Source organism: Massilia sp. HP4 (assembly GCF_005222695.1).
GTDB lineage: Bacteria > Pseudomonadota > Gammaproteobacteria > Burkholderiales > Burkholderiaceae_D > Telluria.
The window spans coordinates 25,011-39,702 of the sequence record NZ_STGG01000009.1 but is presented as its reverse complement, the minus strand read 5'-3'; the positions used below and the strand labels follow the sequence as shown (position 1 = coordinate 39,702).

Here is a 14,692-nt window from a genome sequence, read left to right as displayed (position 1 = left end):
CCTTGACAAGCAGTCACACCGATTTTGAATGCGTTCGTGGCCGACAGATGACGGACAGCTGCCTGCCCGCCTGGCTTTATGGTTGTGCCCGCGTGTCGCGCTGGATCGTGAGCGGGCGGATTTCAGTGCTCTGCTGCATTGTGTTGCGCCAGCCTTCCGGCCCTAGCACCCACATGCGTACATACCGTCCGCGGATTTCGCGCGGTCGCTTGGCGCCCTGCGTCTCGGCCCGGAAGCGGCCGGTGACCAGCGCCGCGCGGCCATTGTCGAGCATCCTGATTTCCATATCGTCGACTTCGTAGGAACGGAACTCGAACTCGCCGCGCGCCAGCAGTTGCAGGAATTCGGTCTTGGTGCGGGCGCGGCCACTGGTCTCGACATGGTAGTAGTCGCCACTGATCAGCTTGCGCAGGGTGGCGATGTCGCGGATGGCGACGGCGTCGGCGCGTTGCTGCTCGGCTGCGCGCAGGGCTGCCTCGGGAGCCATTGGGCTGGCGGCGCACTGGAAAGCGGCGAGAAAGAGCGATGCGGACAGCAGGATGGAAAGAAAACGCATGGTCGGCGGGAAAGTTTGCACCGCTGATAGTATATAAATTCCCGGAGGTAAGTATGTAACAAAGTTTTGCAATCATGGCACATCATGGCGCCTGCCGCTCGGGCGTCGCTGTGTCTTGCGCTTCCGTTCCCGGTGCAATTCAGATAATCTGGCGACACAAGGTCAGGCACCGCGCGCCCGATTCGTCAGATTCAGGAGAACACCATGCATACCGCAGGCGGACAGGATATTCAGGCACACAAGGACACGATGGGCATCGACCTGTTGCGGGTCGGGCTGGCGACGGCAATGATCCTGCTGGTGCCGCTGGTCGCCATGCAGTTTACGCGCCAGGTCACCTGGAGCGGCTTCGATTTCGCCGCTGCCGCCGTGCTGCTGGCCGGCACCGGGCTGGCTTGCCTGCGCACCGCGCGCCGGGTAGCGCGCCTGACGCTGTGGCAGCAGGTGCTGGCCGTGGGCGCGGTGGCCCTGGTGGGCGCCGCAGTCTGGGTGGAGCTGGCGGTTGGCGTCTTTCTTGGCGTCGGCAGCTAAGCACCTTAGCGCAATCGCAGCCCATCCAGCCGGAACGGCTGGGCGATGAACACCGTATTGCACACTTCGCTCGGATAGGCATAGTCGAAAGCCACCTGGCCGGCGCCGTCCAGCGCCACCAGGCGCGCCTTTGTGCGCGCCGCCAGCGATGAATAGGCCACCAGGTACTGGCCGGGCGCGCCTTCATATGTCGACGAGCAGATGTCGGACAGCAGCTCGCGGTTGGCATCCCAGGTCCAGACTTCGCGCGCGGTGCGCGCCTTGTCGTCGATCGCATAGCGCGACGGCGTGCTGTAACTGCGGTTCTGGCCAGCCGGCGCGCCGGCCGGCTGGTTGAAGCTTGCCAGGCCGTTGTTAAATAGGATCAGTTCGCCGTTGGGCGCCACCGACAGGCTGTGCTGGCCGATCGGCGCCTTGCCCTCGGTCACGCGCAGCGCCAGCGCGCGCAGCGATGGATAATTGACATACCAGTGCTTGCCGGTGTCGCCCAGCAGCCAGCGGATGGCGCCGGTGTCGTAGTCGAGCTTGACGACGAAGTTCTCGCGGCTCGAGATCAGCAGCGTATTGTCCTGGGCGTCGTAGATGGCCGAATTCATGTGGAACCAGTCGACGCCGTCGCGCACGAAGTTGTCGGGATTGTCTCCACCCGCGCGCATCGCCGCGCGGAAGATCTGGCCCAGGTCCCATTCCTTGAGCACCCGTCCCGATAGGTCGATCTCGGCCAGGATCGATTCGATCAGCCGCACGCCGCCGACCTCGGCATCGAGTTCGGCCAGGAAGCCGCTCTTGCCGCGCGCCAGTTCGTGGTGGAAGTTGGTGAACCTGGGGTCGTCGAGGCGGCTGCTGCGCACGCTGCCGTCGACGTCGACCCGGTGCAGCAGCGGCGCGGCCTGGTCGCCCAGATAGAAGGCGTCGTCGCCGAACAGCGACGAGAACGAGTTGGCGACCGCGGCGCCGGCCCAGCGCATCTGGCCGTCGCTGTCGAGGATGACCGGCATCGTGATGCCGTTCTTGACCAGCATGTAGTCGAAGCCGGGCGAGGCCGCGCCGCGCGCGGTGCGCACCTCGGGCGTGGCGTACAGCGTGGCCGGGCCGGTGTAGGCGCCGGTGACCACTGCCAGCGTCGATTGATGCAGCGAGCCGTCGCGAAAGCGGGTGGTCAGGGTCAGTTCGTTGCGGTGATTCGCGTACAGGCCGAACACCGGGAAGGCGATGCGCTCGCTGGGCCCGTCCCAGGCCGCGCGCCGCCCCAGCCAGGCGCGGTCGTAGGTGACCGACACCGGCCGCGAATGCGTGCCCGGGCGGGCGGCGATGGTGTAGTGCACGCTGTCGAGGTGGGAGAAATCGTGCAGGGTATGGCTCAGTTGCGCCACGAACGGCGTGGCCCCGGCGGCCTGGGCGATGGCGCCGATGCCCGCGCGCTCGGCCTGGGTTTTGTCGTGGTCTTTGCCGCCGCAGGCGGACAAGAGGATGGTCAGCAGTATCCAGAGGAATAGCGTGATGGGCGACTTCATCGGTGCTCCTGCGTGAACGAGGGCCAGCCTTAGTTTTATTCTCTTTGGCGGGCCCATGCCTGCGACCCGCGCAAGCCCGTCGCGTGAACTAAATGAAAACCCCTTGACCTTCCCATCGTGGGAAGGATTATCCTCATGGTATGGATCATGGGAACAAGCAAATGAACAACACCGTCCTGGACATCGAAGGCATGACTTGCGCCTCCTGCGTGGCGCGGGTCGAGAAGGCGCTGCGCGCGGTGCCGGGGGTGAACCACGCCAGCGTCAACCTGGCGACCGAGAAGGCCAGCGTGCAGGGAGAGGTAGCGGCCGAGGTCCTGGCCGCCGCCGTGCGCACGGCCGGCTATGAGGCGGCGCTCGTGCTGCCCGATGCCCATGGCGCCGCGCCGCCTCGCAAGGAGCACGCCGGCCAGTTGCCCGCCTGGTGGCCGGTGGCCGCCGCGACGATCCTGAGCCTGCCCCTGGTGCTGCCGATGCTGGCCGCGCCATTCGGCCGTGACTGGATGCTGCCCGGCTGGCTGCAGCTGGCGCTGGCCACGCCGGTCCAGTTCTGGCTCGGCGCGCGTTTCTACCGCGCCGGCTGGAAGGCGCTGCGCGCCGGCAGCGGCAATATGGATTTGCTGGTGGCGCTCGGCACCAGCGCGGCCTACGGCCTGTCGCTCTACCTGCTGCTCACCGCCAGCGGGCATGGCGCCCACGCCGAGCCGCATCTGTACTTCGAGTCGTCGGCGGTCGTGATCACCCTGGTCTTGCTCGGCAAGTGGCTCGAAGGCCGGGCCAAGCGCCAGACCCTGGCCGCCCTGGATGCGCTCGGCCGCCTGCGGCCCGACGAAGCACTGGTGCGGCGCGCGGGCGCAGACCTGCAGCTGCCGCTGGGCGAGTTGCGCGTGGGCGACCTGATGGTGGTCAAGCCCGGCGCCCGGGTGCCGGCCGACGGCCGCGTGGTCGACGGCCGCAGCCACCTCGATGAATCGCTGCTGACCGGAGAGAGCCTGCCGGTGGCAAAAGGCCCGGGCGACAAGGTGGCCGGCGGCGCAGTGAACGCCGACGGCCTGCTGCTGGTCGAGGCGACCGCGGTCGGCGCGGCGACGATGCTGTCGCAGATCATCCGCATGGTCGAGGATGCGCAGGCGGTCAAGGCGCCGATCCAGCGCCTGGTGGACCGGGTCAGCGCGGTGTTCGTGCCGGTCGTGCTGGCGCTCGCCCTGGCGACCCTGCTCGGATGGGGCGTGGCCAGCGGCGACTGGCAGGCGGCCCTGCTCAATGCGGTGGCGGTGCTGGTGATCGCCTGTCCGTGCGCGCTGGGGCTGGCCACGCCGACCGCCGTGATGGTCGGCACCGGGGCCGCGGCCAGGCACGGGATCCTGATCAAGGATGCCGAAGCGCTCGAGAGCGCGCATGCGCTGGACGTGGTGGTGTTCGACAAGACCGGCACCCTGACCGAGGGCAAGCCGCGCTTGCTGGCCTGCGAGGGCGACGATCCCGCGCGCCTGCTGGCGCTGGCGGCCAGCGTGCAGCAGGGCAGTTCCCACCCGCTGGCCGGGGCCGTGCTCGAGGAAGCGATGCGCCGCGGCATCGCGTCGCAAGCGGCCGGCGCCGTGCGCGCCTTGCCGGGCCGCGGCGTCGAGGCCGAGGTCGATGGCGCCACGCTGTTGCTGGGCAACCGGCGCCTGATGGAAGAACTGGGCTTGCCGGCGGCCGGCGCCGAAGAACACGAAGCGCTGGGCCGCACCGTGTCCTGGCTGGCCGAGCGCCGCGACGGCCGGTTGACCGTGAGAGGCCTGCTCGCCTTCGGCGACCGGATCAAGCCGGGCGCGCTGGAGGCCGTCGCGCATCTGAAACGGATCGGCATCGAGCCGGTCCTTCTCAGCGGCGACAGCCCCGGCGCCGTGCGCAGCGTGGCGCAACAGCTCGGTATCGGCCGCGTGCATGCCGAGGTGCTGCCGGCCGACAAGGCGCAGGTCGTCGACGCGCTGCGCCGGCAGGGGCGCAGGGTGGCGATGGTCGGCGACGGCATCAACGATGCGCCGGCCCTGGCGGCGGCCGACGTCGGCATGGCGATGGCGACCGGCACCGACGTCGCCATGCACAGCGCGGGCGTGACCCTGATGCGCGGCGATCCGCGGCTGGTGGCCGACGCCATCGCCGTGTCGCGCCGCACCTACCGCAAGATCCGCCAGAACCTGGGTTGGGCCTTCGTGTATAACGTGATCGGCCTGCCGCTGGCGGCCTTTGGCCTGCTCGATCCGGTGCTGGCCGGCGCCGCCATGGCGGCCAGTTCGGTCAGCGTGGTGGCCAACGCGCTGCTGCTGCGGCGCTGGAAGGGCGCACCGGCCTTGCCCGCAAGCGCACCCGAGCCCGAACCTGATATTGAATCCATTTCAACCACCGGGGCGACGACGCCCCAAGCACCAGGAGAAAACACCATGTATGAACTGACCGTGGAAGGCATGAGCTGCAATCACTGCGTGGGGCGCGTCACCAAGTCGGTACAGGCGGTCGACGCCGAAGCCACGGTAGCGATCGACCTCGACAAGGCCAGCGTGCGCATCGCCAGCCAGGCCGACCTCGAGCGCATCGTCGCCGCCATCGACGGCGCCGGCTATCCGGTCACGGCGCGCACCTTGGTATAGAAAATTCTCCGTCCAAAGTATCGGATGTGGACGATAAGACATCAATTTTCCTCCCCGGGCGGTGGTAATTGCGCTATATTTTATTGAAACGACAATAAATACAGGCGCCGCTTGGCCAGCCCGGAAAAAACCTCGCTGCCCCCGCCGGATCCTCCACGGGGAGAACCATGCGACACGGTGTGCTAGCGGAACCGACGGACCTGGTCAGGCATCCGCCAAGCGGCGCCCAGCTGCGTCATGTGGTCTGGGTGCTGGCCGGCCTGGCGCTCATCTTCGCGCTGCTGGCGCCGGCGGCGCGCCTGCCGCTGGCCCAGGCGCCGGAATTCATCCCGATGTACGGCTCGGTGCTGATCGGCGCCAACCTGCTGACCGGCATCCTGCTGATCGGGCATGTCCACACCAGCCGCTCGCGCGCGCTTGGCATCCTGGTGCTGGGCTACCTGCTCACGGCGCTGATCGCCAGTGTCCACCTGCTGACCTTCCCCGGCCTGTTCGCCGAGCAGGGTGTGCTGGGTGGCAATATCCAGACCACGCCCTGGCTGCACCTCGCCTGGCATGCGCTGTTTCCCCTGTTCGTGCTCGGCTATGCGCATACCGCGCCCGGCGCGCCGCCGCTGCCGCCGCACTTCATGCGGGTCGGCGCCTTGCTGATGGTGCTGTTCGTGGCGCTGCTGATGCTGGTCTCGACGTCGGGGGCGCCCTGGCTGCCGCCGCTGATGGAAGGCAAGCGCACGTTGCCGCTCTACCACTGGCTCTCGGGTGCGGTGCTGGTGCTCTCGCTCTGGGTGTTGTGGGCCATCGTGCGCAAGCGGCCGCGCACCGTGCTCGACGTCTGGCTGGCGGTGGCGATGGCGGCCTGGGTGTTCGAGGTCGGGCTGTCCTGCGTGCTCAATGGCGGCATGTTCGACCTCGGCTTCTATGCCGGCCGCCTGTACGGCCTGGCGGCCTCGCTGTTCGTGCTGGGTGCGCTGGCGATCGACAATATCGCGCTGCATGCGCGCCTGCACGCAACCTTCCAGGAGATGATGGAAACCCGCGCCCACGCCCAGTGGCAAAGCCTGCTGGGGACCGTGCTGCGCCAGTTGCCGGACGGGGTCCTGATGGTCGACCAGGCGGGGCGCTGCGTGATGGCCAACGACCAGGCCAGCCGCATGGCCGCCAGTTTTGCGCCCGGGCCGGTGGCGGGAGGTGGTGCGCCTGGCGGCGCGGCCGATGACTGTGCGTCGCACGGCGTGGCGGCCATGCTCGAGCTGATCCGCGGTCCGGTGGCGCGCGCAGTGGGCGGCGAGACCTTCCACGACGCCCTGCTGGAAAGCGACCATGACGGTGTGCGCCGGGTCTACACGGTCAGCGGCGCGCCGCTGCGCGATGGCGCGGCCGAACTGGCGGCGGCGGTGATCGTGCTGGACGATATCACCGAGCGCACCGAGGCCAGCGCGGCGCTGGCGCGCGCCCTGGACCAGACCCGCTACCTGGTCGAGAACACGCCGCTGGCCGTGATCGAATGGAACCGCGAGCTGGTCGTCACGCTCTGGAACAGGCGCGCCGAGGAGCTGTTCGGCTGGCGCCAGGACGAGGTGGTGGGCACCCGCATCGATGCGCTGCCGCTGATCCACGAGAGCGACACCGACCAGGTGGCGCTGATGATCCAGCGCCTACTCGAGACGCCGACCCACCACGCCAAGTCGCGCAACCGCAATCTCACCCGCGATGGCCGCGAACTGTGCTGCGAGTGGTACAACTCGGTGCTGGTGGACGAGACCGGCGAGATCCAGACCGTGTTCTCGCTGGTGCTGGACGTGACCGAACGCGAGCAGGCGATGGACGGCTTGCGCGAGGCCGACCGGCGCAAGGACGTGTACATCGCCACCCTGGCGCACGAGCTGCGCAATCCGCTGGCGCCGATCGCCAACGCCGCCTCCCTTCTGCGCAGCAAGACGCTGGCGCCGGAGCGCATCGAATGGATCGCGGCCATGGTCGGGCGCCAGACCGCGCAAATGGCGCGCCTGCTGGACGACTTGCTGGACGTCTCGCGCATCGGACGCGGCAAGATCGAGCTGCGGCGCAGCCGGGTGGAACTCGGGCGCCTGATCCGCGACACCCTGCAGACCAGCATGCCGCTGGTCGAGACCGGGCGCCACCACGTGACGCTGCGGCTGGTCGACGAGCCGCTGTGGGTCGAGGCCGACGCGCTGCGCATGACCCAGGTGTTCGCCAACCTGATCAACAACGCGGCCAAGTACACGCCGCCCGGCGGCGCGCTGGAGATCGGGCTGCGTTCCGAGAACGGAGAAGCGGTGGCCTGGGTCGAGGACAATGGGGTCGGGCTGGACGCCAGCATGATCGAGAGTGTATTCGATCCGTTCGTCCAGGTCGGCAGCGCGCGCCACCTGGCCCAGGGCGGCCTGGGGATCGGGCTGTCGCTGGCCAAGGGCTTCGTCGAGCTGCATGGCGGCAGCATCCGGGCCGATAGCGAAGGCCCGGGGCGGGGCGCGACCTTCATCGTGCGCCTGCCGCTGTGCGAGGCGGCCGAGCCGGAAGCCGGCGCCGAGAGCCAGCCGAGCGGGGGCGCCGTCGCCGGCAGGCATATCCTGGTGGCCGACGACAATGTCGACGCCGCCGAGTCGCTGGCCTGGCTGCTGCGTTCGGAAGGCGCGACGGTGGAGGTCGCGCACGACGGCGCCCAGGCGCTGCGGCTGTACAACGCGCATTGCGCCGAGATCGTGGTGCTCGACCTGGGCATGCCCGAGATGGACGGGCTGGAAGTGGCGGCGATCCTGGCCTCGAGGTGCCCGCGTCCCTACCTGGTCGCGGTCACGGGCCGCGGCCGGCAGGAAGACCGCGAATCGTCGCGCGCCGCGGGTTTCGACCAGCACTTCACCAAGCCGGTCGCGCCGCAGCAGCTGCTCGAGCTGCTGCGCGCGGTGGAGCACGGCCAGCCTGCAGGCTAGTGCTGGTGGCCGCCGTGGCCCCTGGCGCCGGGCTTGCGCGCGTCCAGCGCCTGGCCGGCCGGCGCGGGCGCCGGCCTGGCGTCCGGTGCGCTGGCAGGCGCCGGCACCTCGCCCGTCCATTCGCGCGCGACGCTGCCGGCCGGGTGGCGGTACCAGCCTGGATCGCGGTAGTCGCTACGCCCCAGTCCCTCGCGCACCTTCAGCACCGTGAACATGCCGCCCATTTCCAGGTTGCCGAAGGGGCCGTCGCCGCTCATCATCGGCAGCGTATTGGGGGGCAGCGCCATCTTCATGTCGCCCATCGAGCCGCCCTTGTCGCCCATGACCATATAGCCCGGCACCAGCTGGTTGATCTTCTCGGCCACGCCGCGGTGGTCGACCCCGATCAGGGTCGGCACGTCATGGCCCATCGCGTTCATCGTGTGGTGCGATTTATGGCAATGGAAGGCCCAGTCGCCCGGCGCATCGGCCACGAATTCGACGGCCCGCATCTGGCCGACCGCGATGTCGGTGGTCACCTCGGGCCAGCGCGCCGATTTCGGCACCCAGCCGCCGTCGGTGCCGGTCACCTCGAAGCGGTGGCCGTGCAGGTGGATCGGGTGGTTCGTCATGGTGAGATTGCCGACCCGGATGCGCACCTTGTCGTTCTGCCGCGCGACCAGCGGATCCAGGCCCGGGAACACCCGGCTATTGATGGTCCACAGGTTGAAGTCGAGCATGGTGTTGGTGCGCGGCGTGTAGCTGCCCGGCTCGATGTCGTAGGACGACAGCAGCATCACGTAGTCGCGGTCGACGGCATGCTGGCGCGGATTCTTCGGGTGCGTGACCCAGAAGCCCATCATCCCCATCGCCATCTGCTGCATCTCGTCGGCGTGCGGGTGGTACATGAAGGTGCCGGCATGGCGCGCCACGAATTCATAGACGAAGGTTTTACCCGGCCCGATGCCGGGCTGGGTCAGGCCCGTCACGCCATCCATCCCGCACGGCAGCAACTGGCCGTGCCAGTGCACGCTGGTGTGTTCGGGCAGTTTGTTGGTGACGAAAATGCGCACCCGGTCGCCCTCGACCACCTCGATGGTGGGGCCGGGGCTCTGGCCGTTATAGCCCCACAGGTTGGCCTGCATGCCGGGCGCCAGTTCGCGCACCACGGGTTCGGCCACCAGGTGGAATTCCTTGACGCCGTCCTTCATGCGCCAGGGCAGGGTCCAGCCGTTGAGGGTGACCACCGGGTTGTAGGGACGGCCGCTGGTGGGCGCCAGCGGGGCGGCGGTGGCGGCTGAGTGGTGTACCGGGGCTTCCGGCAGCGCGGCGGCGCCGGCCTTGCTGACCAGCGAGGCGCCCAGCATGGTCACGCCGGCGCCGGTCAGGAACGATCTGCGATTGGTCATTGTGCTTCCTTGTTGTCGTGGGCGTGGGCAGGCGCGGTGGTCTGCTGGGCAGGCGGCAGGCGGCCGCCGAGCGCGGCTTCGAGGTCGGCCTCGGCCAGCCAGAAATCCTTCAGGGCCTCGATCGTGGCGTGCACCGCCGCCGCCTGTTCGCGCGCATCGGCCAGCAGCTCGAAGGGGCTGGCCAGCATGCCGTTATAGCGCAGCAGGGTTTCGTTCGCGATGCTTTTGCGCAGCGGGATCACGTGGTCGCGGTAATGGCGGGCGACGTCGTGGCTGGCGCGGTAGCCCAGGTAGCCGGCGCGCGCTTCGCTGCGCGCATTCACCGCCGTCCCGGCGACCCGGCCCAGGGCCTGCATATAGACGCCTTCGGCGCGCGCGACGCGGGCAGCCCCCCAGTCGAACAGCGGCAGTTCGAGCGAGACTTCATAGCCTTCGCTGCGGGCTTCGCCCGTCTCGCTCTTGCTGGCGTAGCCCAGGTCGAGCACATTGACCATGCGCGTGGCGCGCGTGAGCCCGAGGTCGTCGGCGGTGCCGGCGGCGGCGGCGCGCGCGGCGCGCACGTCCAGGCGCCGTTCGAGCGCCAGGCGTTCGATGCCGGTCAGCGCGACCGGCTGCGCGGGCAGTTCCGGCAAGCGTTCGGGCAGGGTGTAGCCAGCCTGGTCGCCCCACAGGCCGAGCTGGCGCGTCAGGTGTTCGCGGGCCGCGTCGCGTGCGCGGCCGGCGCGCAGCACGGCGGCGCCGGCTTCGGCGTGGAAGGCCGATTCGCGCGCCAGGTCGAGGGCGCTGGCATTGCCGGCCAAGGTCATGCGCTCCATCAGTTCGCTCGATGCGTCGGCCGCGGCCGCGACCTGGCGCGCGTAGTCGAGCGCCTGGCCGGCGGCCACCGCTTCGATCCAGGCGCGCCGGGTGGCGATCGCATGGCGCTCGATGGCGGCGGCCACCTGCAGCGTCGCCTCCTCGTGGCGGCGCGCGGCCATGCGCTGGCGCAGCGGCATGGTCAAGAGGCCGGCCAGGTCGAGCGACACGCCGCGTTCGATCTCGCGGCTGCCGCCGCCGCTCATGCGCGAAAAGCCGAAGGATGGATTGCGCAGGCGCGAGGCCTGGGCCAGGTCGGCCTGGGCGATGCCGGCGTCCCAGTAGCTGGCCTGCAGGCCGGGATGGTTCAGGACCGCGATGCGCACCGCGGCGTCCAGGCCAAGCGGCTCCTTCAGCAGGGCGTCGATCTCGGTGGCGAGCGCGCGCCGGTCGTCCTCATCGCGCAGCAGGCGCGGCTCGACGCCGGTGCGGGCGTGGGCCTCGCCCGCGCTGGCGCGCAAGGCGGCGGCAGGATCGGTGCTGGCACAGCCGGCCAGCAGCAGCGCCGCGGCGGTGGCCAGCGCGCCGCGAACCATGATGGGCGTCGGCATCAGTGGTGTCCCTCATGGTGGTGGTGATGTTCGTGTGGGTCGGCCTTCAGCGCGGGCTTGTCGGCAGGCTTGGCGTGGCCGGCATGGCCTGCATGGCCCACATGAGCGCCGTGGGCCGGCTGGCTGGCCACGATGCGGTTGCTCTCTTGCCACTTGCGATCGGGCGTGGCCGCGGGAGCGGCGGGCGCGCGCTGGACGTGGGCGGGCTCGTAGCGGGTCTCGGGGACGGCGGCGGCGGGATCGTCGGCCGTGCTCTGGGCGATGGCGGGCATGGCGGCAAGGCTTGCAGCCAGCAAGGCGGCCGCGCGCCATGGCGCGGCAGTGTGCTTGAACATGGTTTCCTCGTTCGGATGAAATGCATCAGGGCCGCGCGCGCGGCGCGGCGATGGGCGAGATCAGGCGAGCGAAAGGCGCGGAGGTCGTTCGGGCAGGGCGAGGTCGACCGCGGCCAGGCGGCCGGAAACGGTCACGGGGAGCGTCGCGTCCAGGGCCGGCGGCGGCGGTGCGAGGTTCGGCGCCGGCGCCATGGCGGCGCCCATATTGCAGGCAGCGCAGGCGCTGCAGCGGCTGTCGTGATCGTGCGCGTCCTGGGCCAGTTCAGGCGCCGCATCCTGCATCTCGTGGCAAGGACTGCTCGCGGCGTCGTGGTGCGCGCTTGCCTGCACCGCATGGGGTTCTCCCTGCGGCGCATCGTGCGCGCACGCGAGCATGGCGGCCGAAGCAATTCCCTGGAACGGGATCGCCAGCAGCATCAGCCACACGAACAGGAGACGGACGGAATATTTCACGCGGCGATTCTAGCATGGCAAGGCCGGTCGCCGGCAAGCCCGATGCTTGACGACGATGCGCGCCGTCGGGCTGCGACGTTTGATACGATGTTGCCAATAGATGTTGCCACTAGATGTTGCCACTAGATGTTGCCACTAGATGTTGCCACTAGATGTTGCCACTACTTGCCTCTGGAAAGGTCCCGACCATGCTAGACGCCGTTCGCCGTTCACTTGCCGCGCCGGGGCCGGGCGCATGAGCGTTCGCAACCTGCACTACCTGTTCGCGCCGAAGTCGGTGGCGCTGATCGGCGCCTCCGAGCGTCCCGGCAGCATGGGCACGACCCTGCTCGACAACCTGCTGGGTGGCGGCTACAAGGGCAAGCTGTATGCGGTCAATCCAAAATACGCGCAGGTCGGCGAACTGCCTTGCTACGACAGCGTGGCCGACCTGCCCGAGGCGCCCGAGCTGGCCGTGATCTGCACGCCGCCCGCGACCGTCCCGCTACTGGTGCGCCAGCTGGGCGAGAAGGGCACGCGCGCGGCGCTGGTGCTCAGCAGCGGCATGGCGCGCGCCCGCGATGCGCGCGGCCGCAGCCTGCGCCAGGCCACGCTCGACGCCGCCCATCCCTATCTGCTGCGCCTGTTGGGGCCAAACAGCGCCGGCCTGCTGGCCCCCGGCCTCGGCCTGAACGCCAGCGTGGCGCACAGCGGCGCGCTGCCGGGGCGGATCGCCTTCGTCTCGCAGTCCGGTTCCCTGATGACCGGGGTGCTCGACTGGGCGCGCACGCGCGGCATCGGCTTTTCGCACTTCATTTCGCTGGGCGACTCGAGCGACGTCGACCTGGGCGACGTGCTGGACTACCTGGCCAGCGACGGCCACGCCGGCGCCATCCTGCTGTATGTCGACCAGCTGCGCTATGCGCGCAAGTTCATGTCGGCGGCGCGCGCGGCGGCGCGCAGCAAACCTGTGCTGGTGCTCAAGTCGCGCGCGGGCGAGGACGGCGTGCGTGCAGTGGCCAGCGAGAGCGGGGCGCTGGCCAGCGAAGACGATGTCTTCGACGCCGCGGTGCGGCGCGCCGGCATGCTGCGGGTATACACCACCGAGCAGTTGTTCGCGGCGGTCGAGACCCTGGCCTATGCCCGTCCGCTGCACGGCGAGCGGCTGGCCATCGTCAGCAATGGCGCCGGGCCCGGCGTGCTGGCGCGCGATGCGCTGCGTTACGGCAGCGGCACGGCGGCCACCTTGTCGCCCGAATCGATCGCCCGGCTCGATGCGCTGCTGCCCGCCGCGCCGAGCGCCAATCCGGTCAACCTGGGCGGCGGCGCGCCGCCCGAGCGCTACGCCGCGGCGCTCGAGATCCTGCTCAAGGACCCGCAGGTCGACGCCGTGCTGGTCGTGCATTCGCCGACCGCCACCGTCGACAGCCGCGAGGTGGCGAACGCCATCGCGCCGCTGGCGCGGGCGGCCTCGCGGCCGATCCTGTCGTGCTGGCTGGGCGGGGCTTCGGTGCTCGAGGCGCGCACCATCGCCGCCAATGCGCGCATGCCCACCTTCCGCACGCCCGAGGACGGCGTGGCCGGCTTCTTGCAACTGGTGCACTACCGGCGCAACCAGAACCTTTTAATGGAAGTGCCGCCGTCGATGGTCGGCCACATGGCGCCCGACCGCAGCGCCGCGCGGGCCCTGGTGCGCGAGGCGATCGCCAACAAACGCCTGCTGCTGTCCGATCCCGAGACCAAGGCCATCCTGCGTGCCTACGGCCTGTCGCTGGTCGAGACCCGCGCCGCGGTCGACATCGACGCGGCGGTGGCGGCGGCGCGCGCCATCGGCTACCCGGTGGCGGTCAAGATCCTCACGCCCGACGTGATGCACAAGTCGGACTTTGGCGGCGTGACCCTCGATCTCGATTCCGACGAAGCGGTGCGCGCCAGCGCCCAGCGGATGCGCAAGCGCCTGGACGAGCTGTTCCCGCAGGCGCGCTTCGACGGCTTCTCGGTGCAGGCCATGTGCCGCCGCGCCCATGGCCACGAACTGATCGTCGGCGCCGCCACCGATCCGGTGTTCGGGCCGGTACTGGTGTTCGGCCAGGGCGGGGTGGCGGTGGAGGTGACCGACGACCATTCGGTGGGGCTGCCGCCGCTGAACCTGGTGCTGGCGCGCGACCTGGTCGACCGCACCCGGGTGGCGCGCCTCTTGGCCGGCTACCGCAACCGTCCCGCGGCCAACCTGGATGCGATCCTTGCGGTGCTGATCCAGGTCTCGCGGCTGGTGTCCGACATCCCCGAGATCGTCGAACTCGACATCAATCCGCTGCTGGCCGACAGCCGCGGCGCGACGGTGCTCGATGCGCGCATGCGCCTGGCGCTGGCCGACCGCTCGGGCAGCACGCTCGACCGGCTGGCGATCCGCCCCTATCCGCGCGAGCTCGAGGAAACCATCGACTGGCACGGCGCGCCGCTGCTGCTGCGTCCGATCCGTCCCGAAGACGGTCCTGCCCATCTGGCTTTCTTCGACGCGCTCACGCCGGACGACATCCGCTACCGGATGTTCGTGCGCATCCGCGAGCTGCAGCCATCTCAGTTGGCGCGCTTCACCCAGATCGACTACGACCGCGAGATGGCCTTCATCGCCACCCGCAAGAACGCCGAGGGCGTGAACGAGACGCTGGCGGTGGCGCGGGTGGTGGCCGATCCCGACAATACCAGCGCCGAATTCGCGGTCACCGTGCGCTCCGACCTGAAGGGCATGGGCCTGGGCGGGATCATGATGAAGAAGCTGATCGGCTACTGCCGCGCGCGCGGCACGGGCGAGATCGTGGGCGAGGCCTTGCCGCAGAACTCGCGCATCGTCGCCATGGTGAAAAAGCTGGGCTTCGAGGTAACGATCGATGGCGAAGAGGGCATCCGAAAGATGCGCCTTGCATTACGTTAGCGTTTTCCTAT

The 14,692-nt window shown here is 69.5% G+C and carries 10 protein-coding genes; 4 read left to right on the top strand and 6 right to left on the bottom strand.

Features of this window, described 5'->3' with window-relative positions:
* Positions 1-76: 76 nt before the first annotated feature.
* A complete protein-coding gene (locus E8M83_RS02415; RefSeq protein ID WP_137171802.1) occupies positions 77-556 on the bottom strand; it encodes a nuclear transport factor 2 family protein in 480 nt (159 codons plus the stop codon).
* A gap of 204 nt (positions 557-760) precedes the next feature.
* Between E8M83_RS02415 and E8M83_RS02410 the strand changes: the two genes are divergently transcribed.
* Complete coding sequence (locus E8M83_RS02410) at positions 761-1,087, top strand: hypothetical protein (protein WP_206077414.1); 327 nt, start codon at positions 761-763, stop codon at positions 1,085-1,087.
* A 5-nt stretch (positions 1,088-1,092) separates the two neighbouring features.
* Here the strand turns inward: E8M83_RS02410 and E8M83_RS02405 are convergent, their stop codons facing one another.
* A complete protein-coding gene (locus E8M83_RS02405) occupies positions 1,093-2,601 on the bottom strand; it encodes an aryl-sulfate sulfotransferase (protein WP_170976661.1) in 1,509 nt (502 codons plus the stop codon).
* A gap of 140 nt (positions 2,602-2,741) precedes the next feature.
* Between E8M83_RS02405 and E8M83_RS02400 the strand changes: the two genes are divergently transcribed.
* Positions 2,742-5,234 (top strand): heavy metal translocating P-type ATPase, encoded by a 2,493-nt coding sequence (locus E8M83_RS02400; protein WP_137171801.1) that lies wholly within the window; start codon positions 2,742-2,744, stop codon positions 5,232-5,234.
* 167 nt (positions 5,235-5,401) lie between these two features.
* A complete protein-coding gene (locus E8M83_RS02395) occupies positions 5,402-8,185 on the top strand; it encodes a PAS domain S-box protein (protein ID WP_137171800.1) in 2,784 nt (927 codons plus the stop codon).
* Here the strand turns inward: E8M83_RS02395 and E8M83_RS02390 are convergent.
* From E8M83_RS02390 to E8M83_RS02375, 4 genes are read right to left on the bottom strand one after another with little or no spacing between them, the layout of a single operon-like run.
* Complete coding sequence (locus E8M83_RS02390) at positions 8,182-9,573, bottom strand: multicopper oxidase family protein (protein WP_137171799.1); 1,392 nt, start codon at positions 9,571-9,573, stop codon at positions 8,182-8,184. The genes E8M83_RS02395 and E8M83_RS02390 overlap by 4 nt on opposite strands.
* Entirely contained in the window at positions 9,570-10,979 is a 1,410-nt protein-coding gene (locus E8M83_RS02385; protein WP_137171798.1) for a TolC family protein, read from the bottom strand. Before E8M83_RS02385 ends, E8M83_RS02390 begins: the two co-directional genes overlap by 4 nt.
* On the bottom strand, positions 10,979-11,314 hold the full coding sequence (locus E8M83_RS02380; protein WP_137171797.1) for a hypothetical protein: 336 nt from the start codon (positions 11,312-11,314) through the stop codon (positions 10,979-10,981). The genes E8M83_RS02385 and E8M83_RS02380 overlap by 1 nt, the downstream gene beginning before the upstream one ends.
* 60 nt (positions 11,315-11,374) lie before the next feature.
* Positions 11,375-11,767 (bottom strand): hypothetical protein, encoded by a 393-nt coding sequence (locus E8M83_RS02375; RefSeq protein ID WP_137171796.1) that lies wholly within the window; start codon positions 11,765-11,767, stop codon positions 11,375-11,377.
* A gap of 235 nt (positions 11,768-12,002) precedes the next feature.
* Between E8M83_RS02375 and E8M83_RS02370 the strand changes: the two genes are divergently transcribed.
* Positions 12,003-14,681, top strand: coding sequence for a bifunctional acetate--CoA ligase family protein/GNAT family N-acetyltransferase (locus tag E8M83_RS02370; protein ID WP_137171795.1), 2,679 nt, complete (start codon positions 12,003-12,005; stop codon positions 14,679-14,681).
* Positions 14,682-14,692 lie beyond the last annotated feature (11 nt).

Excerpts from the sequence above, each read along its gene's own strand:
- E8M83_RS02415 (WP_137171802.1), bottom strand. The coding sequence starts at position 556 with ATGCGTTTTCTTTCCATCCTGCTGTCCGCATCGCTCTTTCTCGCCGCT.
- E8M83_RS02410 (WP_206077414.1), top strand. The coding sequence starts at position 761 with ATGCATACCGCAGGCGGACAGGATATTCAGGCACACAAGGACACGATG.
- E8M83_RS02405 (WP_170976661.1), bottom strand. The coding sequence starts at position 2,601 with ATGAAGTCGCCCATCACGCTATTCCTCTGGATACTGCTGACCATCCTC.
- E8M83_RS02400 (WP_137171801.1), top strand. The coding sequence starts at position 2,742 with ATGGATCATGGGAACAAGCAAATGAACAACACCGTCCTGGACATCGAA.
- E8M83_RS02395 (WP_137171800.1), top strand. The coding sequence starts at position 5,402 with ATGCGACACGGTGTGCTAGCGGAACCGACGGACCTGGTCAGGCATCCG.
- E8M83_RS02390 (WP_137171799.1), bottom strand. The coding sequence starts at position 9,573 with ATGACCAATCGCAGATCGTTCCTGACCGGCGCCGGCGTGACCATGCTG.
- E8M83_RS02385 (WP_137171798.1), bottom strand. The coding sequence starts at position 10,979 with ATGCCGACGCCCATCATGGTTCGCGGCGCGCTGGCCACCGCCGCGGCG.
- E8M83_RS02380 (WP_137171797.1), bottom strand. The coding sequence starts at position 11,314 with ATGTTCAAGCACACTGCCGCGCCATGGCGCGCGGCCGCCTTGCTGGCT.
- E8M83_RS02370 (WP_137171795.1), top strand. The coding sequence starts at position 12,003 with ATGAGCGTTCGCAACCTGCACTACCTGTTCGCGCCGAAGTCGGTGGCG.